Below are 19,971 nucleotides of genomic sequence, written 5' to 3'. Positions count from 1 at the left end.
GAAGTGGCTTGCCAAACAGACTGCCAATAGGCAGCCCAGCCTATGCCGATATGCGCAAACCAAGCAATCGCCAAGCTATGATAAACTAGTCTGAGCTGCAACAATTCTATCCGGGAGTGGAGAACGATAATGAGAGACGAATTGAGACCGTTGATCGAACGGCGCGAAGAAGGACGGGCCAAGCAGGATCAAGCGATCTTAAGCGAGGTTCGCGGGCAACTGATCGCCTTGCTTGCCGAATACCCGGACGATGCGGAGATTCGCTACCAAACCGGTATCGCCCATGACAATTCCGGCCTGGGAAGCGAAGCGATACCCTATTATGAACGGGCGCTCGAGCTGGGCTTGTCGGGTCCCGATCGCGAGAGATGCCTGATGGGTCTGGGGAGCACGTACCGCTATTGGGGACAGTATCATGAAGCGGTCGAGACGCTGCGCAAAGGCATGGCGGAATTTCCGGAGAACCGGGCGATACAAGTGTTTCTCGCCATGGCGCTTTACAACGTCCAGCACTACAAGGAAAGCGTCCAACTGCTGATTACGAATTTGATGGAGACCACCATGGACGAAAAACTTCATTACTTTAAACGCGGTATATCGGCGTACAATGAGGATCTGGACGAGACGGCGGAGTAGCAAAGCGCACTGCGGCCGAATCGAAACCCGCTGCCGGCGTTCCGCGCATTCGTCGGCACGACTGCCGGCACGCCGGTCCCCCCTCCCCGTCATGTACGATGTCGTCCCTGCGGTAAAATAGGCGCCTCCCCGGCATCGCATGGCACCCCGCTACCCGACGCTCATTCCGGCCGGCTTGCCATCCCCGCCAGAAAGCTGAGCATGAACTGTACCGCAAGACGGGAGGTCGCGTTGCGCACGTCCACGGACGGGTCGATGCAAACGAAATCGATCCCCTTCACCAGCGGCGAAGCGCCCAAACGGTACAGCGCATCGAGCGCGTCCCACGGATTCATGCCCCCCGTCCCGATAGCCGGACAGCCCGGCGCGAAAGCCTGGTCGATGACGTCCACGTCGAAGCTGACATAGACGGCGTCCGTTCCGTCTCCGGCAAGCGCAAGCGCCCGATCGAGGATCGGATCGATGCCCATGCGCCTCACGTCGCGCGATGTGAAGACTTGAACGCCCTTGCCAACCACGTAATCGTGATAGGGCTTCGCGTTCATGAACCCGCGGATGCCGATCTGCGCGATATGCCGGCCATCCACGGCGCCGGATTCCAAGATGCCCCGGAACGGCGTGCCGTTGGTCACGCCGCCGTCTTCGAAATTGCGCACGTCATGGTGCGCGTCAAAGTGGACAATCCCGATTTTCCGGCCGGGGTAACGCCCGGCGAAGGCTTTGACCGACGGGCAGGTGATCGAATGGTCGCCGCCGATGACGATCGGCACGAGCTTCGGCTGCGACGCATACAGCGCGCGCAAGCTCTCCTCGATGCGCCGGTGGCATTCCGCGATGTCCGTCGCATGCATCCGGATGTCGCCGAGATCGCGAACGGCCATGTCCTGCAGATCGACGCCGTATTCCATGGAGTAGGTCGTGAACGACTTGAACGCGGCGCGTATCGCCGCCGGCGAGGTCGAAGCGCTCGAGATCGAGATCGACGGCTTGGAAAGCGGAACGCCGACGATCCCCGCCAGCAGCGGCTCCGCGCCGTCCCATCGGCGGATCCAATCCGCGACCTTCGTCTCCAGATGGTCCCGGAACGCAGCCTCTTCGGGCGTTTTCAGATAAGGCATCTCCCCGCTCATTGCATCGTCTCCTCCCCGTTGGCCCGCGGCTTGGCGATTTGCCGGTTCCATACGGCGACGTTCCCGTTCTTGATCACGCCGAACGTATGGTTAATGCCGAAATGGTACGGCAGATAAGCAAGATTCGGGGCATCGAACAGCGCCAGATCCGCGCGTTTCCCCGCTTCGATCGAACCGATCCGGTCGCCGCGTCCGATCGCGCATGCCGCATTGATCGTGCAGGCCGTCAGAATTTCTTCCGGCGTCATTTTCAAATTCAGCGAAGCCAGCATGATCACCAGCTGCATGGATTCGGTGGGACAGGAGCCGGGATTGTAATCCGTCGACAAGGACACGGGCAGGTTGAAGCGATCGATCATCTCCCGCGCGCGGGCATGACGGTTCAGCCCGAGGTTAAACGAAGTCCCCGGCAAAAGCACCGGGATGACGCCGTTCGCCGCGAGCATGCGCAGCCCTTCATCCGATGCGGCCAGAAGATGCTCTGCGGAGATTGCCCGGAGCTCCCCCGCCAACTCGGTACCGCCGAGCGATTGAATCTCGTCGGCATGGATTTTGGAGCGCAAACCATGCCGCTGGCCTGCAAGCAGGATGCGGCGCGACTGCTCGACGGTAAAGACGCCGTGTTCGCAAAACACGTCGCAAAACTCGGCGATCCCTTGCATCGCCACTTCGGCGAGCATCTCGCAGACGAGGTCCGCGTATGCGTCCGACTGCCCCCGGTACTCGGGCGGCACGGCATGCGCGCCCATGAACGTCGAGACCACGTCGACGGGATGCGCGTCGTTCAGCCGTTTCGCCGCGCGGAGCTGCTTCAGCTCCTCTTCGAGCGAAAGGCCGTAGCCGCTTTTCGCTTCCGCCGTCGTCACGCCTTGCAGCAGCATGGTATCAAGACTCCGGTATGCCTTCTCGTACAGCTCCTGTTCGCTTGATGCGCGGGTCGCTTGAACGGTGCTCAGAATGCCGCCGCCCTGCGCCAATATATCCAAATAAGGGACGCCGGAACGCTTGAGCGCCAGCTCGTGCTCGCGCGATCCGCCATGCACCAGATGCGTGTGCGGATCGACGAGGCCGGGCGTGACCAGGCAGCCGCCGGCATCGCGCGTCTCCGCGATATCCACGCCTTCCAGCTCCTTCAGCACGTCCGCTTCAGGGCCCGCGACCGCAATGCGGCCGCCCCGGATGGCGATCGCGGCATGCGGAATCTCCCGGATCTCCTTCATCTCCGCCCCATAACGAGGCGTGTTCCCGACAGGGGTAACCAAGCGGCCGATTCCCGTCAACAGCAGATCGATTCGTTCGATGATCGTCACCTTCTAAAGTTTTTTGCGAAGCGGCTTGAATCTGCTTCTAAGCGAGCAAAAAACACCTCGGAAGCATATGCTTCGGTTTTGCGATGCGTCGTGGATCTCGTGGATCAGCTGCTCGTCGAGCAAAAACAACTTCGAAAGCATAGACTTGGTTTTGCGAAGCGGCTTGAATTTGCGTCTAAGCGAGCAAGAAACAACTTCGTAAGCATTGGCCTCACTTCTTCCGATGCCCCCGCTTACTCCCGCATCGGTACGCGAATGCCGTGCTTCTCCGCGGTCTCGACCGCTTCGTCGTAGCCGGCGTCCACGTGACGGATCACGCCCATGCCCGGGTCGGACGTCAATACGCAGCGAAGGCGTTCCGCCGCCTCGTCGGTGCCGTCCGCCACGACGACCATGCCGGCATGCAGGGAGTAGCCCATGCCGACGCCGCCTCCGTGATGGACGGACACCCAAGACGCGCCCGCCGAAGTATTGATCAGCGCGTTCAAAATCGCCCAATCGCCTACCGCGTCGGAGCCGTCCTTCATCGCCTCGGTCTCCCGGTTCGGAGAGGCCACGGAGCCGCAGTCCAGATGGTCGCGGCCGATCACGACAGGCGCTTTCAGCTCGCCGTTGCGAACCATTTCGTTAAGAGCGAGGCCGAATTTCTCCCGTTCGCCGTAACCGAGCCAGCAGATGCGGGCCGGAAGCCCTTGAAACGCGACCCGCTCGCGCGCCATCTCGATCCAGCGGCGCAGACGGTCGTTCTCCGGGAACATGCGGAGGACGAGTTCATCCGTCTTGCGGATGTCCTCCGGGTCTCCGGAGAGCGCGGCCCACCGGAACGGACCTTTGCCTTCGCAAAACAACGGCCGGATGTAGGCGGGCACGAAGCCCGGAAAGTCGAATGCGTTCGCGACGCCTTCGTCGAACGCGACTTGCCGAATGTTGTTGCCGTAGTCGAACACGACGGAGCCCAGCTGCCGCAAATCGAGCATTGCCCGGACATGGGCCGCCATGCTTGCTTTGGCCAGCCGAACGTAACGCTCGGGATCGCCCGCCCGCAAGGCGGCCGCTTCGTCCAAAGAGAAACCTGCCGGAATGTAGCCGACCAGCGGATCGTGCGCGGAGGTCTGGTCCGTCACGAAATCCGGCTTGATCCCGCGCCGCACGAACGCCGGATAGACTTCCGACGCGTTCCCCACGAGACCGATGGCGAGCGCCCGCCCTTCGGCAACCGCTTGCTCGGCCAACGCCAGCGCTTCATCCAGCGTTTCCGCCAGAACGTCGCAGTACCGCGTCTGAATCCGCCGTTCGATGCGGCTGCGGTCGACCTCGACGGCGATCACGACGCCTTCGTTCATCGTGACGGCCAGCGGCTGCGCGCCGCCCATTCCGCCGAGGCCCGCCGTCAAGGTCAGCGTGCCTCGGAGCGTGCCGCCCGCGTGCTGACGGGCCGCTTCCGCGAAGGTCTCGTACGTGCCCTGCAGGATCCCCTGCGTCCCGATGTAGATCCAGCTGCCCGCGGTCATTTGGCCGTACATCATGAGCCCTTTGCGTTCCAGCTCGCGGAAATGCTCCCATGTCGCCCATTTCGGCACGAGCAGGGAGTTGGACAGCAGCACGCGGGGCGCGCGTTCATGCGTCCGGAAGACGCCGACCGGCTTGCCCGATTGAATAAGCAGCGTTTCGTCGTTCTCCAGCCGCCGAAGCTCGCGCACGATCGCGTCGTAGGAAGCCCAGTTGCGGGCCGCTTTGCCGATGCCGCCGTAGACGACCAGCTCCTCGGGGCGCTCCGCGACGTCGGGATCCAGGTTATTCATCAGCATCCGGAGGGCGGCTTCCTGCGCCCAGCCTTTGCAGGATAGTGCCGTGCCGCGCGGGGCGCGGATGTCGCGATGCGGATCGGTTGGCTTATTCGTCGTCATAGCGTGATCCTCCCATGGCTTGCGATTGGTTAATACAAAGGCCCGGAGACGGCTTCCACCGCTTCCAGCCACTCGCCGGACAGCAGGGCCGCAGCGGTTTTCTCGATATCCCCGGACGTGGAGCGGTCTTCCGTAACCGGCGGAACGAGGGCGCGCAGCTTGGCGTAGAGCACGCGCGTCGCCGGAGCCAGCCCGTCGACCCCGACGAACTCGGCCGCTTCGGCCGCGCAGATCAATTCGATCGCCAGCACCTTGGCCGCGTTGTCGACGACCTGGACCGCATGCCTCGCGGCCGTCGTCCCCATCGATACATGGTCCTCCTGGTTGGCCGACGAAGGAATCGAATCCACGCTCGCGGGATGGGCCAGCACTTTATTTTCCGATACGAGCGAGGCGCTGACGTACTGCGTGATCATCAGGCCCGAGGCGAGACCCGGATCATGGCTGAGGAAAGAAGGCAGGCCGCCGGACAACGCCGGATTCACGAGCCGTTCGGTACGGCGTTCGGCAATATTCGCGAGCTCGCTCATGCCGATCTTCAGGAAATCCATCGCGAACGCGATCGGCTGGCCGTGGAAATTGCCGCCCGAGATGACCTGCCCGTCTTCCAGGAACAAGAGCGGATTGTCCGTCGCGGAATTGATCTCGATCGTCAATTTATCCTGCGCGTAGGCCAGCACCTGGCGGGTCGCGCCGTGCACCTGCGGCAGGCAGCGGAGCGAGTACGCGTCCTGAACCCGGATCTCGCCTTGGCGCGTCGTAAGCCGGCTGCCCCGCAGCAGCGCGCGAAGATTCTTCGCCACGCCGATCTGTTCGGGGTACGGGCGCGCGAGATGTACTTCCTCCGCGAACGCTTCCGGAATCCCGCGCAGGCTCTCCAAGGTGAGCGACGCGATCGCGTCGGCGATTTTGGCTAAGCGCAAGGCTTTGACATAGGTCAGCGTGCCGATCGACGTCATGATTTGCGTGCCGTTGATGAGCGCAAGCCCTTCCTTGGCCTGCAAGGCGATCGGCTCCAGTCCCGCGCGCGCCAGCGCTTCGGCGCCCGGTAGCCGTTCCCCCTGATAGAAGGCCTCGCCCTCGCCCATCAATACGAGCGCGAGATGGGACAGCGGCGCCAAGTCGCCGCTCGCGCCGAGCGATCCTTGTTCGGGTACGACAGGATGCACCTCATGATTGATGCAATCGATCAGCAATTGAAGCGTGACCGGACGAATGCCGGAATACCCTTTGGCCAGCGCATTCGCGCGAAGCAGCATCAGTGCGCGTACGGTTGCTTCCGGCAAAGGGTTTCCGACGGCGCAGGCATGGCTGCGGATCAAATTGATTTGCAGCTTCGCGGTATCTTGAGGCGAGATGCGCACGTCGCTGAATTTCCCGAACCCCGTGCTGACGCCGTAGACGACTTTACCGTCGGCGACCAGCTCCTCGACCATCTCCCGGCAGCGTCTCACGCGCTCGCCGGCTTCGCCGCACAGGACGACCTTTCGATGTTCAACGGCCACTTCCATAACCCGTTCGGGCGTCAGCCTCTGTCCGTCCAGGATGATAGGCGTCATGTCAACACCCCTCTCTCGTTGTTGAGCGACAAGCAATATGATGAATCCCCTTTCTTGCTTTAACATAAGAAAGGGACCGGGCGGAAGCTGTCAGCTTCCACGCGGTCCCTTTTTGCGAAGGGTGCTATGCGATTGTCCCGTATCCAGCTTTCGCCCATACTTCATCGCAACCCACTCATTTCGATTCGATTGTTGGTTCTAAGCCCTTCAATTGTCACATGCCGGTTCGAATGTTGTCAATGGCGATGTGCCTAGGCATGTCTGCACCAACCCCCGACACGGCAAAAAGCCGCGCGAGGGTACGCCTCGGCGGCTCTTACCTGGTCCCGATTCACCATGCAGGCAGCTCGAACGATTCCGATTCCCGCTCGCCGATCGCGATCTGCCGTTCTCCGGCGCGCACCTGGATGACCGGCCCCTCCTCGTTGGTCACCGTCAGCCTGCCGTCCCGGATCTCGACGCCGATCCGGTTGCCGAGCAGCGCGATGCCTTCCGCCTTCACCCATTGGAGCTCCTCGGGCAGCTGCGGCGCCACCTCGACCGCCGCCCGGTCGGCCAACGGCCGGATGCCGAGCAAGCCGGTGACGATGTTCCCGATCACGGAATAGGACACTTCCGGGTATTCCCTGCGCGCCGTCCGCTCGTCGCTCAGCTCGAGAATCGTCCGGTACGCCTCCTCCCGCTCGCCCGATGCGTAATATACATCCGGCAGATGCGACATTTCCTCCACGTTGGAGACGCCGCTGCGCTTCAGGTCTTCCAGCGCGAGCGCCCGCTTCTCGCCCGGGGCGATGAGGCCGAAGTAGAGCGGCAGGAAGCTCGCGGCCAAATAGTATTCCTCGTAAGGCGTTCCGTCCTGCAGAATCGCCCCGTTGAAGCGCCGCTTCGCCTCGTTCCACCACTGCGTGTCGTACAGCACTCGCAGCCCGTCGGCCAAGCCTTCGTATTGTTCGGCTTTGCCGTCCTCTCCGCGCAGCCGGGACATCGCGGCATAGGCGGCATACGCCGCGTATTGGGCGGCGACCAGATCGCCGGCGACCTTCGGCGTCAGCGCATCCTCCACGTAAGACGCGATGCCGCGCCTGCCCTCGCCCCGGACATGGTCGGGAATTCCGTCGCCGTCGCGATCCCAGCGCCGCACGTACTCGTTCAAGCTGCGCGCATAGAAATGCAGGAAGCGCTCGTCCTGCAAATAATCGCGGTCGCCGCTCCACAGGTATTGCCGGTAGCAGCAGTCGATCAGGTCGAAATTGGCCGGCAGGTTGTACCAGAAATCATCGTCGTTCGTATAGTCATCCGGGCAAGGAAGCCCGTCCTTCGTTATCTCCCAATACGTGCACCAATCCTTGGACGCGCTGATATGCGCCGCGAATTGCAGCAGCATGTTCTTCGTGTGCGCGCCCAAGCCGAGCACGGCGGCACCGGCGCTCATGTGGGCGACGTCGCGCATGCAGAACGCTTCGCGCCCTGGCAAGGCCGCCTCGTACCAAGGGCCGACGGGATCGTCGTTCCGCGCATAGGCGAGCGCTTGCCCTGTCGCCCATCGTGCTGCCGCATCGAGCCGAGCGGAGGACGATTGCAAGGTAAATGGACTTGTAAGCTTAGACATGGACACCCAACCTCCTTATCGCATGAATCGCGTAATCGCTTGCCGGAACGACTCAACCTTTGACGGAGCCGAGCGTGATGCCGCCGATAAAATACTTCTGCAGGAACGGATACACGCACAGGATCGGAACCGTGACGACGATCGTCGTCGCCGCCCGCAGCGTGAGCGGCGACAAGCCTTGGAATTTATGCATCAGCAGCTGCTGGTCGCGAATCTGCTGCGTCGCCTCGACCTCGAGGAGCAGCCGCCGCAGGTACACCTGCAGCGTATCGAATTTGCCGTTGAAATTGTACAGAATGACGTCGAACCAGGAATTCCAATGTCCTACCGCCGCATAGATGGACACCGCGGCGAATACCGGCATCGCCACCGGAATCACGATGCGCCAGTAGATGCGAAGCTCGCCGGCGCCGTCGATCCGCGCGGATTCGAACAACGCTTCCGGCAGATCGGAGATGTACGACGCCATGAGCAGCATGAAGTAGGCATTGATTAGACTCGGAATCCAGTACACCTGGAACGTGTTCGTCAGATGCAGCTGGTTCATCAAGATATACGTCGGAATGATGCCCCCGCTGAAGTACATCGTCACGAAGAAGAGAATGCGCATGAATCTGCGTCCGGAAAATGTCCGAATGCTGACGATGTAAGACAGCAGCCCCGTCATGAACAAGCAGGTGCCCGTGCCGACGACGACGCGCAGCACGGACCAGCCCAGGCCCTTGAGCAGATTCTCGTTCTCGAAGAGCATGCCGTAGGCCGCATACGATACCTTCCGCGGGAAGAAATAGATGCCGCCGCGCGCCGCGTCGGTGCCGTCGTTGAACGACAGCGCCAGCAGGTTGATGAACGGATAGACGACGATGAAGCCGAGCAACAACAGCACCGCGATGATCGCGACGTCCGCCGCGCGGCTTGCCCATGAGGTTCGCATCGATTTGATTTCCATCTGCCTTGTTCCTCTTTTCCTAGAAAATCGATGATTCCATATAACGCTTGGACAGCCGGTTCGCGATAAAGACGAGCACGAGGCCGATCAAGCTCTTCATGAGGCCGACCGCCGTTCCGTACGAGTAATTGCCGAGCTGCACGCCGAAACGGTACACGTACGTGTCGATGACTTCGTAATGGTCCTGCGTGAGCGGATTGCCGATCAGCAGCTGCTGCTCGAAGCCGGCATTCAGGATGCCGCCGATCGCCAGAATGAACAGGAGCACGGCCGTCGAGCGAATGCCCGGCAGCGTGATATGGCGAACGAGTCCGAAGCGGCCGAGCCCGTCCACGCGTCCCGCCTCGTATTGCTCCTTATCGATGCCCGCCATGGCGGACAAATAAATAATGGCGGAGAAGCCCATGTCCTTCCACACGTTGCTGCTGACCAGAATGCCCCAGAAGTAATTGCCGTTCGTCAGAAACTCCAGCGGCGCATCGATGAATCCGAGCTTCGTCAATATATCGTTCAGAATCCCGTCGCTTCCCAGGAGCGTGATGAGGATGTTGGCGACCACCACCCACGAGATAAAATAAGGAATGTACGACAGCGATTGAATGGTCTTCTTGAATACGCGTCCCTTGACCTCGTTCAGCAGCAGGGCCAGGAGAATCGGCGCCGGAAAGCCGAACAACAGGTTCAAGCCGCTGATCACCAGCGTGTTGCGCATGATTTGAAGGAAATTCGGCTCGTGGAAGAACCGGATGAAATTATCGAATCCGACCCAGTTCGAGAACATCGAATGTCCGGGGACATAGTTCTGAAAGGAGATCAACAAGCCGTACATCGGGTAATACGAAAACATCAGCACCCAGGCGATCATCGGCAGACAAAGCAGCCAAATCTGCCGTTCGCGCCGTACTCTTTTCCATACTGCTGCCATTGCGCAAGCCTCCGCTTCCAATCGGTGTCAAAAGAATCGGGGGGCCGTTCGCGTCCGGAACGATCCCCCGCCTGCGGTCTACTCGGGATATGCGGCGAGTTACTGCAATTTCGCCAGATTCTTCTTGTATTCTTCCGTTCGGAAAGCCTCGATGTCCTTCAAGCCGAGCTTGACCGCTTTGTCCCGCATGTCGTTGAACGCCTGCACGGCGCCGTCCTCCGTCTTGCTCATGACCGCCTTCGCGAAGCCCGTCTTGATCAGATCCTCGATCTGCTGGTTGACGATCGTCAGCGGGTTATCCACCGTGAACACGATGCGTCTTGCCGTGTTGTCGTAAATCGTTTCCTTCAGGTTGTCGTTCATCATCTTCTTCCACTTGTCTTCATCGTTGAAGTTCTGGTCGTACCAGGCGGTGGACTTGTTATCGTCGCTCATCAGGCCTTGCGGGTGATCCAGCCAGATCTGGTTCTGGCCCGTGATTTCGTCCGCTTTGTCGGAATCGAACGTGCCCGCGAACAGCTTCTGCTTCTGCGCGTCGGTGAATGCCCAGGTGCCGTCGCTGTTGTACGTCCAGGTCGATTCCGGCAAGTTCGGGATACCCCATCCGAGGAGGCGCGTGCCGATCGGCGAGATTTCGAAATCCAGGAACTTGATGACGTCCTCCGGCTTCGTTTCTTTATCCGTGATGACGGTGTAGTTCCAGCCCGTCGTATCCTTCTGGGACATGTACGACGCTGCGGCGCCCGGCGCTTTCAGTCCGATTTGGACATAGCGCTGATCGTCCGTCCAGTTCGGCTTCGTCGTCTTCCACACCTCGTGGCCGGCGTTCCAGGACTGCCACCACGGTCCGATATGCCCGATGATCTGCTCGTTCGAGAACTTCAGCTTCCAATCGTCGAACTTGTTCAGGAAGCTGTCCGGATCCATGAGACCTTCGCGGTAGAAGCGATTATAGTATTTCACGGCTTCGAGACCCTCGGACGTATTCAGCCAATGCGTGAGGTTGTGGTCCGCGTCTTCCTTGTAACCGTCCTTCAACCCCCAGATACCGAGCACGCTGTTCAGCACGATTTGATCGTTCCACGAGATCGCGTACGTCTGCTGGCCCTGCGCGTTCTTCGGATGCGCGGCGACCATTTGCTTCAGCACGTTATAATAATCGTCCGGCGTCTCGATTTTCGGCGCGCCCATCTCCTGGTACCAATCCCACCGGATATTCGCGCTGAAATCCGGAATCGGCAGGAGACCCCAGCCTCGCGGAATGCCCCAAAGCTTGCCGTCTTTGTCCAGATAGGACTTGTAGGTATCCCCGAGCTCCTTCTTGATGTTCGGGCCGTACTTGTCCACGAGCGGCGCCAAGTCGATCAGCTTGCCCTGCGAACGCCATTTGTCGATCGTGTCGCTGTCGATCGCCGACATGACGCCGGGGTAATCGTTGGAGGCCAGCATCAGGTTGAGCTTCTCCTTGCCGTCCACGTCGTACTGCGTTTTCTTGACGTCGACGTTGAAATTCTTGAGCAGGTAGTCGTGCATGGCGGTCAGCTTCTTCGCGACCTTGTCCGGGTTGTCCTTGTCCGCGGTGTAATAATCGACGGTGATCGTTTTGTCCGGGATCGTCCAGCCGAACTCGTTCACCTTCGGGGCGGCAGCGGTATCTGTCGTGTTTTGCTGCGCGTTCGCGGCGGTATTCGCCTTGCTGTCGCCGCCGTTGTCGGCCGCGTCGTCGCCGTTGCCGGAACAGCCTGCCAGCAGTCCGCCCGCGAGCAGTACCGAGCCCAGCGCGAGTGCCGTGTTTGTGCGAAGCTTCATGTGTATCCCCCTAACCGTAATGTGATTCGTGCGTGATGGCGCTTACATGCTTCATATTAGGGGACAATCGCCGGATTGGGGATGTAGATATCCTCGCGTTATTGTGTTTTTCATCACCGATCGCGCTAGCGGAGCTTGCGGTATTCGTTCGGCGTGACGCCGACGACCCGCTTGAATACCTTCGTGAAATGCGGATAGTCGGGGTAGCCGACCCGTTCGCCGACCTCGTAGGTCTTGAGTTCCTTCTGCCCGGCGAGCAGCGCCTTGGCCTGTTCGATCCGGTAGTCGATGAGGTACGCGATGAACGACTTGCCCGTCTCCTGCTTGAACGAATTGTAGAAATGCGTCACGGACATGCGCAGCCGGGTCAGCAGGTCGTCCAGCTTGAATTCCGGGTCGGCGTATCGCTCCCGAATGACTTGGACCGCTTCTTGAATCGCGGTGTGCTTGCCCCAATTCCGGCTGCTTCTCACGTGGTCCACTGCGTTCAACAGCATGTCGCGGAACTGCTCCGTCATCTCGGACAACCGCTCGCGCCAGGCCAGGTCGAAGGCAAGCGGCGTTCCCCGCTCCTCGGACTGATGACGGAGCGCGGCCGCCGCGTCCAGCAGCGCGCCTTTCTTCTGCTCGTCCGTGAGCGGACCGAAATCGGTTACGGTGCGCACCGTCTCGTCGGCCAACGACCTGACGCCGGGTTCGTCGACCATCCAGATCCGCTCGACCAACAGGTCGGCCAAGCGCAAGCACCGGAACAGCAGCTCGCCCTTCGCCTTGGACGCGTCGATCCGCTCCCGATGCTTCGCATACAACCCCAGCATCAGCTCCTTCACGGCCGCGGGACGCATCGGCTTGAGGATATAGTCGGCGACGCCGTACTTGAGCGCCTCGCGCGCATAATCAAACTCGCCGTACCCGGACAAGATCACGATCTCCGGCCGCCAGCCCCGCTCGTGCACGGCGCGAATCAGCTCGAGGCCGCCCATCACCGGCATGCTGATGTCCGTCACGATGACATGCGGCCGCGTGCGCTCCGCGAGCTCGAGCGCCTCCTGTCCGTCCATCGCATCGCCGGCGATGACGAAATCCGGATGCGCGCCCGTAATGATCTTGCGCAGGCTCAGCTTGATCATCGGCTCGTCGTCAACCAATAAGATCGAAAAGCTCATGCCTTGCCTCCTTCTCCGCTTGCGTGAAGCGGCAGCGTAATCTGAATCGAGGTGCCATGCTCGTCCGAAGAGCCGATATGCAGGCCGTGAGGACGGCCGAATATCATTCGCAGCCGCGCATGCACGTTAAGCAGGCCGATGGACGGCGGCCTGTCCCCCTGTCCATGAATGTTTCCCAGCTGCTCTGCCGCTTCCCCCTCCGCAAAAACGGCGTTAAAGCGTTCTCTGGTGTCGGCGGGCATCCCTTGGCCGGTATCGGCGATCTCCAGCACGAACCGGTCGTCCTCCGTTCTGCCGGCGATGCGGATCAAGCCGGGTCGGATTCCGTGCCGGTCGTAGCCGTGCTTGAAGCAGTTCTCCACGATCGGCTGCAGCATGGACCGCACCGCGGGCATGGAAGCGGCAAGCGCCCGATCGACGTCGATCTCGTACGCGAACGACGGATAGCGCTCCGCCTGAATCGAGAGATACGCTTCGATGTGGTGAAGCTCGTCCGCCAGGGAAACGCTGGCATTCGGATTCTGCACGTTATAGCGGAACATGTCCCCGAGCGAGACGATCATGCTGCTGATCTTGTCGTTGCCCTCCACGATCGCGTTGGAATTGATGAACTCCAGCGTGTTGTACAGAAAATGCGGGTTGATCTGCGCCTGCATCGCATGCAGCAGCGACTCCTTCTGCTTGACCTCGAGCTCCTTCTCGCGCAGCTCCGACACGTGCACGATTTCGACGAGCCGCTTGATTTCTTCGACCATCTTGTTGAAGCCTCGGTACAGGCTGCCGATCTCTTGACCGCCCCCTTCGTCCGGCGCTTTGACGTGGAAGTCGCCCATCTCGGCGCTCTTCATCAGCCGCAGCAGCTTGACGAGCGACCGGGTGATGGAGTACACGACGCCGCTTGCGGCCAGCATCGAGAGCAGGAACAGCAGCACCAGCACCGCGATCGAGACGCGGCTGACGGTCACGATCGACTGGTTCAGCTCGGAGAGCAGCACTTCGGAGAGCAGCGTCAGGTCCGTGCGGCCGGAGCGGATGAAGACGATCAGCTTCTTGCCTTCGTCCGTCTGAACGGTGAACGCGCCGCTCTGCTTGGTTCCCATTTCTCGCAAGTAATTGGCCGGCACGACCTTCGGCATCTGCCCGCCCTGCGGATGATAGATGACCTGGTTCTCCGTGTCGGCGACCCAGACGAAGCCCGTCCGGCCCAGTTGGACGTCCTGAATGATGTGCACCATCTCGTCGCGCTTCATGTCGACGATCAGCATCCCCTGCTTCATATGGCTTTGCGGGGGCGTGAATTTCATCGCCATGGCGACCACCTCGCTGCTCGGCGTCGCTTCGAGCCCCATGATGCCGAATCTCCCGGGAGCCTTCAGCCGGCTCAAGTACGAGGTATACCGCTGCTCCGCCATCGTAAAGCTGGAGCTCGAGGTCGCTTTGATCTGATTCGAGATCAGCGAGATGCCGTAAATATCCGTGCGGTTCAGCACGATCTTCGAGAACAGCTCCTTGTCGATCCGGTACGAGAGCTCGTACCGCTTATAAGGATCGTCGTCCTGGTCCTTCAGGAACTCGCCCGTCAGATCGCTGGCCAGCATCGGCAGCATCGTCCGCTGCACCTCGGTGAAATACGTCTCCAAATGCGTGTTGACCTGATTCACCAGCTGAATGCTGGAATCGACCGCGTTGCGCTCGATGACGTTGTACGTCTTCTCGTACCAGATCCAGCCGATGATCGGCAGCGGAACATAGAGAAAGCTCATCATGATCAGAATCTTCTTTTGCAGCGAGATTTGCCGTAACCGTTTCAATGCGCATCCCTCCGGTGTCTATGCCGTTACGCTGGCAATTTCAATTCAATATAGCCGATTACGAGTGAAAGCGCTATAATTCCGGCGCAAGACCGCTGCCCGCCGAACGCGGATAGACGCGCGAATGCCTCATGAATAGCATAAGCGCCGATTATTTTCGGCCAATAAAAAAAGGAGACACACCGGCGCCTCCCGTCTGTAAGACAGCTCGTTATTTATCCAGCTTCTTGGAAATATCCTTTAGCACCGACAGCACGTTATTCAGCGCGATTAATATAAAGCCCAGCATCACGTAGGTGACGATTTCGTGCGTAAAGAAAGAAATAACGCCTAATATGGCGGCATAGATGCCGAATAAAAAAAGTTTCATTGCGCCCTCCCGGAAGCTGTATGATCGCCGCGGCTGGCCTGTATCTTCCCGATCATCCCGCTGACGCACCGTTCGATATCTTTCGCTGAGCAATCCAGCGTAAGATCGCTATGTTTCATGTAGAGCGGGACTCTCTCCTCGTACACGTCCTTGAGGCTTTTGCCTTTCTGGATGACGACGCCTCTGGCTGCGACGTTCAGCAGCCGTCTCTCGATTTCTTCGCAGGGAACATGCAGATACAAGATCTGCCCGCTTTGTTTGAGGACCTGCATCGCCTGTTCCGAATAAATCACGCTGCCGCCCGTCGCGATGACGCAGTTTTCCAGCCGCAATCCGGTTACGATCTTTGCTTCGATTTCCAAAAACGCGTCGATTCCCTCGTGATCGATGATCGCCTGGAGCAGCCTTCCCTCATGTTGTTGGATCGCAAGATCCGTATCCGCGAAATCCATTCCCAACGCCTTCGCAAGCAGCACGCCCAAGGTGCTTTTGCCGGCCCCGGGCATTCCTACTAGGACGATATTCCCTTCCATATTCATCGCGTGAATGCCTCCATGCCGATGTCAATTACTTCTTGCATAGTAATTTTCCGAGATATTGCTAGCGTACCATTCACGCTGCCGCAACGTAAAGAAAAACGGATGCCGATGACATCCGTTTCGCGTCATGATCGTTTGCTGATTAATCGATTCCGGCGCTTACTCGGCAACCTTCTCCCACGCGACGGGCTGCTCCAGGATGACTCCGTCCGTCTCTGCCCACTGGGCGAGACTGTTTTCTTTGGCTTGCACGACGATAAAATGCAAGTCTTCCGAAGATGAGGTATTCCGCAGCGCTCTCGTGCCGTCACGCGCGATTCGGACGGAAGAGCCTTCGAACACGTCCGACTCCTCGCCGTCCACTTGGATGCGGCCCTGCCCCTTCAAAAAAATATAGAGCTCCTCGTTTTCCAGGTGCTTGTGATAGAAGGGCACTTCCCCTCCCGGAGGCAAATTATTAAGCGAAACTTCCATGCTCGTCAGGGATAAGGCCGCTTTCAGAAATATTTTCCCCTTCAACATGCCCTCCGTGACGTTTCCGAATTCCGAAAATGCCCCGGCATGGTTAACGGTATAATTCGCTTGCTTGAGCTCCACTGCGTTCACCCCATCTTAGACGAATTTGTTTGCGGAACAATGCGACCGCATCGCTGTCGAGGCCATGGATCAAAAGGCCGGCAGCGTTTTGCCCGTTTCGAGCAGGCTCTTCAAATTGCTGAGAATAACAGGCCAGCCGTTATTGAATCCAACGATCTTGCCTTCGTCTTTGCGGATATCTTTGTCCAATAAATCCTCGTGCAGAAGCGTCAGTTTGACCGTATCGTTCAGGGCGGTTAATTCGTACGTAACCTTGGAGACCCGTTCTCCCTCGTCGTCCTTGACGCTCCAGGTCATGCTGAGCAACCGGTACGGATCATAAACCAGCACTTCGCCATGATGATCGATCTTGTCGTTCCGCACCAATTCAAAGCCGGAACCGACCTGCCAATCGGTAACAAACTCGCTGCCGAAAAAGTACTGCCTCGTGAATTCGCTGCTCGTTAGGGCTGCCCAAAGCTTCTCCGGCGTCGTCGCGATGTAGGTCGCGTACGCGAAAGACCTGCTGCTCATGCGTGAAATCCTCCTCTTAAATGCTTGCATTAGCGGGGTTGAAACCTGAGATGGGGGGCTTCCAACCGGCGACGCTCGAACCTTCCGATCCCATGACTGACACGTTGTCCTCACACTTATTATATGCAACAATTTGGTTGCATGTAAAGCATTAAAAAACGGTCATCGCCAAGATCGCGAATAGACCGTTTTAACGTGCCCGGTTCAAATTAAAGTTTGCGCGCGAACGCGGGCAAGGAGCCGCCGCACGGCAAGCTCCTCCGCTCTCGCGACCCGACCCGCCGGTTAATACAGTCCCCTGCGAATGAGATTCGCCGTCACCGGGGCTTTGCCCATTTCCCTCGACCAGACGGACAATTGGCCGATATGATGAATTTCATGGGCGATGGCATGCCGCATGATTTCACCGTACTTGAAGGTCGCGGGCTCCCCCTTCGGCGATAGATCCGCTAGCACCTTCAACTCCATCTCGTCGGTCCACGACAGGACGAACGGCCGTACTTCCTCGTGAAACCATGCGGCCAGCTCCGTCACTTTCCGCAGGCTCGCATAGGATTCGAACGGCTCCGTGAATTCCGGCTTTCCTTGCAGGACGCATAGCCAGCTGTATTCCACGTCCGCGACATGAAACAGCGTGTGCAAGATGCCTCCAATCCCGCCGGTCCGTTTCTTCAGCAATTCTTCCTCGGACACGTCTTGGCACCAAGCGAACCAGTCCTGCCGAACCTGCCAATTGTACTCGAATAATTTCAACATTCGTTCTGCCTCCTAATAGATCCTGAATATGAACACGCAAAAAAGACCACGGGCAATCAGCCCATGGCCAGAAGGGATCGGACACGCACCAGGCGCATCCTAAACGTACATCCGTTCCGTAAGAGGGGCTAGTCGCGAAACAACGTCTATGCGGTTGTTATTCATCGCTCCCACCTCCTTTGTCGATGCCATAATCTTAGCGAATGACTCCCGATGCGTCAACCGCTTTTTCCCATCGGGCGGAATATATCGTTACGTTTTGAATTTCTCGGGATTTTTCACCCGCATGGCATTAACCTCGCCGCAATCCAAGCAAATGGTAAGAAGGAGAGGAACGCCTTGGCCCAGGATCTTATTTATGGGATGAACATGTCCTTCTCCCCTTGTCTCGCCTTCGCCGAAACAGGTTCCCCCGCAATTCGTGCAAGGTTTCATTGCATTTACCTCCTGGATTTTTCCTGTTATTCATGTTGCCCCCGCAGCCGGACCATGAATTCCGCCAGCGCATGGGAGACCCATTTCTTCGGATGCTTCACGAGCTGCAGCTGCAGCCGAATCTCGGGGTGGGCGAACGGCAGCACCGCCAGATCGCCTCTGCGGATCTCTTCCTCGGCCGCCATCCGCGGCAGGAGCGCGATGCCGTCGCCGGCCATGACGCAGCGCTTGATCGCTTCCGGGTTGCCAAGCTCCAAGCCGACGCGGTAACCGATGCCGTTCGCCCGAAGCGCCTTCTCGAGCATGATGCGGTAGTTGCAGCTGTCCTCGCTCATGAACCATTCCATGCCCGCGAGCTGCGTCAGCTCGATCTGACCCAGCGCCGCAAGCGGGTGGGATGGTTTCGCGATAAGCACCAGCGGCTCTTCCCGAATCGCAATCCATTCCAGCGCCGAATCGGACGGGCTGCTCGCCAGAATAAGCCCGAGGTCGAATTCGCCCTCTCGGATTCCGTGCAGGATGGCCTCCTCGCGGTCCGGCTGGAGCCGGATCGACAGCTCGGGATATTCCCGGCGCAGCTGCTGCACATATGGCGGGAGATAATAGGACGCGACGGAATCGATAGTGCCGATCGACAACGTGCCTCCGCCCTGGCGCGCCAGCTTTTCCTTGGATTCCTGGTACAAATCGAGCATTTGCACCGCCATCCTCAGCAGCCCTTCGCCTGCCGACGTGAGCCGCAGCCCCCGCCCGAAGCGCTCGAACAGCTCCACGCCGTAAGACTTCTCGAGCTTCTGAATTTGCGTCGTCACGCTGGATTGCGCGTAGCCCAGCTCCTCGGCCGCCCGGGTGAAGCTCTGGCGCAGCGCCACCTCGCGAAAGGTTTGCAGATAGATCAGTTCCATTGCACACGGCCACCTTATCAATAATATCGATACTGCCTATCAATTATTATAGATAACGATGATGATAATTCCTATGCTAACTTTAACTTATCGTCAAACGAATGATTGGAGGTGCGATTATGTTCAAGGAAAAGGACCTACGCGGAATTTTCGTACCGGTCGTGACGCCGTTCTCGCCGGACGAATCGCTGGACGTGCAGTCGTACGACCATTACGTGGACACTCTGCTGGATCACGACATTCAAGGACTGGTCATCAACGGAACGACGGGAGAAGCGCCGACCGTCTCGCGGGAGGAAGTCGGCGAGCTCGTGCGACGGACGAAAGCCGTCATGGCGGGGAAAGGCCGCTCGATTCCGGTCGTCGTCGGCACCGGGACGAACGATACGCGGTCGACCGAGAACCGGACCGCGCAAGCCGGAGCGCTCGGCGCGGATGCCGCGCTCGTCGTCGTGCCGTATTACAGCAGGCCGTCGCAAGCGGGCATCGTCGAACATTTCCGGCGAGCCTCGCGCGCGGGAATTCCCGTAATCGCGTATGAGGTGCCTTCCCGCACGGGCGTGAGCTTAAGCGCGGACACGGCCGCGTCAATCCTCGCGCTGGACGGGGTCGTCGGATTAAAGGACAGCTCCGGCGGGACCGCGCTGCTCTCGGCATTGAAGCGGATGGGCGTCCCGAAACCCGTGCTATGCGGGGACGACAAGCATCTTCTCGCGATGCTGAGTCTGGGAGCCGCGGGCGGCATAGTCGCCTCGGCCAACCTCAGGACGGAGACGTTCGCCGAGACGTACCGGCTGTTCCGGGATGGCCATGCAGCCCGGGCGGCGAGTGCTTTCGATTCGCTGGCTCCCCTCATCGAGCTGCTGTTCCGGGACTCCAACCCCGCCCCGCTCAAATGGCTGCTCGCGCAGCAAGGCATCCTTGCGTCAGGTGCCCTGAGGTTGCCGCTGCTGCCCATATCGGAGGAGCTGCGGCGGCAGCTCGCGAAGGAACTGAATTCCTCCGCCTCCGCGATCGACGGCGGCTATTAAGCGGCTTTGATCCG

Annotated in this window: 18 protein-coding genes; 2 read left to right on the top strand and 16 right to left on the bottom strand. The window is 59.5% G+C overall.

All coding sequences use genetic code 11. The annotated features are described in order from the left end of the window. Window positions 1-129: 129 nt before the first annotated feature. Complete coding sequence (locus AC50YL_RS25615) at window positions 130-636, top strand: tetratricopeptide repeat protein (RefSeq protein ID WP_494835702.1); 507 nt, start codon at window positions 130-132, stop codon at window positions 634-636. Window positions 637-797: 161 nt separating this feature from the next. On the opposite strand, the gene hutG is transcribed toward AC50YL_RS25615, so the two are convergent. The 16 genes from hutG to AC50YL_RS25535 all read right to left on the bottom strand — a co-directional run bounded on the left by hutG (window position 798) and on the right by AC50YL_RS25535 (window position 18,926). Next, complete coding sequence (gene hutG / locus AC50YL_RS25610; protein WP_494835701.1) at window positions 798-1,766, bottom strand: formimidoylglutamase; 969 nt, start codon at window positions 1,764-1,766, stop codon at window positions 798-800. Beyond that, window positions 1,763-3,070 carry an imidazolonepropionase gene (hutI, locus tag AC50YL_RS25605; RefSeq protein ID WP_494836017.1) on the bottom strand — a complete coding sequence of 436 codons (1,308 nt, stop codon included), beginning with the start codon at window positions 3,068-3,070 and terminating at the stop codon, window positions 1,763-1,765. The genes hutG and hutI overlap by 4 nt, the downstream gene beginning before the upstream one ends. Window positions 3,071-3,309: 239 nt before the next feature. After that, window positions 3,310-4,983, bottom strand: coding sequence for a urocanate hydratase (gene hutU, locus AC50YL_RS25600; RefSeq protein WP_494835700.1), 1,674 nt, complete (start codon window positions 4,981-4,983; stop codon window positions 3,310-3,312). A gap of 29 nt (window positions 4,984-5,012) precedes the next feature. After that, complete coding sequence (gene hutH / locus AC50YL_RS25595) at window positions 5,013-6,542, bottom strand: histidine ammonia-lyase (RefSeq protein ID WP_494835698.1); 1,530 nt, start codon at window positions 6,540-6,542, stop codon at window positions 5,013-5,015. A 331-nt stretch (window positions 6,543-6,873) separates the two neighbouring features. Beyond that, entirely contained in the window at window positions 6,874-8,151 is a 1,278-nt protein-coding gene (locus AC50YL_RS25590; RefSeq protein ID WP_494835697.1) for an MGH1-like glycoside hydrolase domain-containing protein, read from the bottom strand. Window positions 8,152-8,203: 52 nt separating this feature from the next. Further along, window positions 8,204-9,100: a carbohydrate ABC transporter permease gene (locus AC50YL_RS25585; RefSeq protein WP_494835696.1), complete on the bottom strand. Its 897-nt coding sequence runs from the start codon at window positions 9,098-9,100 to the stop codon at window positions 8,204-8,206. Window positions 9,101-9,119: 19 nt separating this feature from the next. Continuing rightward, on the bottom strand, window positions 9,120-10,025 hold the full coding sequence (locus AC50YL_RS25580) for an ABC transporter permease (RefSeq protein ID WP_494835695.1): 906 nt from the start codon (window positions 10,023-10,025) through the stop codon (window positions 9,120-9,122). Window positions 10,026-10,124: 99 nt separating this feature from the next. Next, a complete protein-coding gene (locus AC50YL_RS25575) occupies window positions 10,125-11,834 on the bottom strand; it encodes a type 2 periplasmic-binding domain-containing protein (RefSeq protein WP_494835694.1) in 1,710 nt (569 codons plus the stop codon). Between the two features lie 125 nt (window positions 11,835-11,959). Continuing rightward, window positions 11,960-13,000, bottom strand: a complete 1,041-nt coding sequence (locus tag AC50YL_RS25570; protein ID WP_494835693.1) for a response regulator transcription factor — start codon at window positions 12,998-13,000, stop codon at window positions 11,960-11,962. Continuing rightward, window positions 12,997-14,811 (bottom strand): cache domain-containing sensor histidine kinase, encoded by a 1,815-nt coding sequence (locus tag AC50YL_RS25565; protein ID WP_494835692.1) that lies wholly within the window; start codon window positions 14,809-14,811, stop codon window positions 12,997-12,999. Before AC50YL_RS25565 ends, AC50YL_RS25570 begins: the two co-directional genes overlap by 4 nt. Before the next feature lie 211 nt (window positions 14,812-15,022). After that, window positions 15,023-15,181 (bottom strand): hypothetical protein, encoded by a 159-nt coding sequence (locus AC50YL_RS25560; protein ID WP_494835691.1) that lies wholly within the window; start codon window positions 15,179-15,181, stop codon window positions 15,023-15,025. Next, window positions 15,178-15,720: a shikimate kinase gene (locus AC50YL_RS25555; RefSeq protein WP_494835690.1), complete on the bottom strand. Its 543-nt coding sequence runs from the start codon at window positions 15,718-15,720 to the stop codon at window positions 15,178-15,180. The genes AC50YL_RS25560 and AC50YL_RS25555 overlap by 4 nt, the downstream gene beginning before the upstream one ends. 159 nt (window positions 15,721-15,879) lie before the next feature. Further along, entirely contained in the window at window positions 15,880-16,317 is a 438-nt protein-coding gene (locus AC50YL_RS25550) for a cupin domain-containing protein (protein WP_494835689.1), read from the bottom strand. A 69-nt stretch (window positions 16,318-16,386) separates the two neighbouring features. After that, a complete protein-coding gene (locus AC50YL_RS25545) occupies window positions 16,387-16,830 on the bottom strand; it encodes an SRPBCC family protein (RefSeq protein WP_494835688.1) in 444 nt (147 codons plus the stop codon). 285 nt (window positions 16,831-17,115) lie between these two features. After that, entirely contained in the window at window positions 17,116-17,586 is a 471-nt protein-coding gene (locus AC50YL_RS25540; RefSeq protein ID WP_494835687.1) for a DinB family protein, read from the bottom strand. 461 nt (window positions 17,587-18,047) lie between these two features. Continuing rightward, a complete protein-coding gene (locus AC50YL_RS25535; RefSeq protein WP_494835686.1) occupies window positions 18,048-18,926 on the bottom strand; it encodes a LysR family transcriptional regulator in 879 nt (292 codons plus the stop codon). Window positions 18,927-19,045: 119 nt separating this feature from the next. Here AC50YL_RS25535 and dapA point away from each other — a divergent pair, with 119 nt between their 5' ends. Next, window positions 19,046-19,957, top strand: a complete 912-nt coding sequence (gene dapA, locus AC50YL_RS25530) for a 4-hydroxy-tetrahydrodipicolinate synthase (RefSeq protein WP_494835685.1) — start codon at window positions 19,046-19,048, stop codon at window positions 19,955-19,957. Window positions 19,958-19,971: the final 14 nt, after the last annotated feature.

Source organism: Paenibacillus sp. J22P277 (assembly GCF_059383675.1).
Note: the sequence above shows the minus strand (reverse complement) of the source record. Positions and strands in the feature narration are given on the sequence as shown.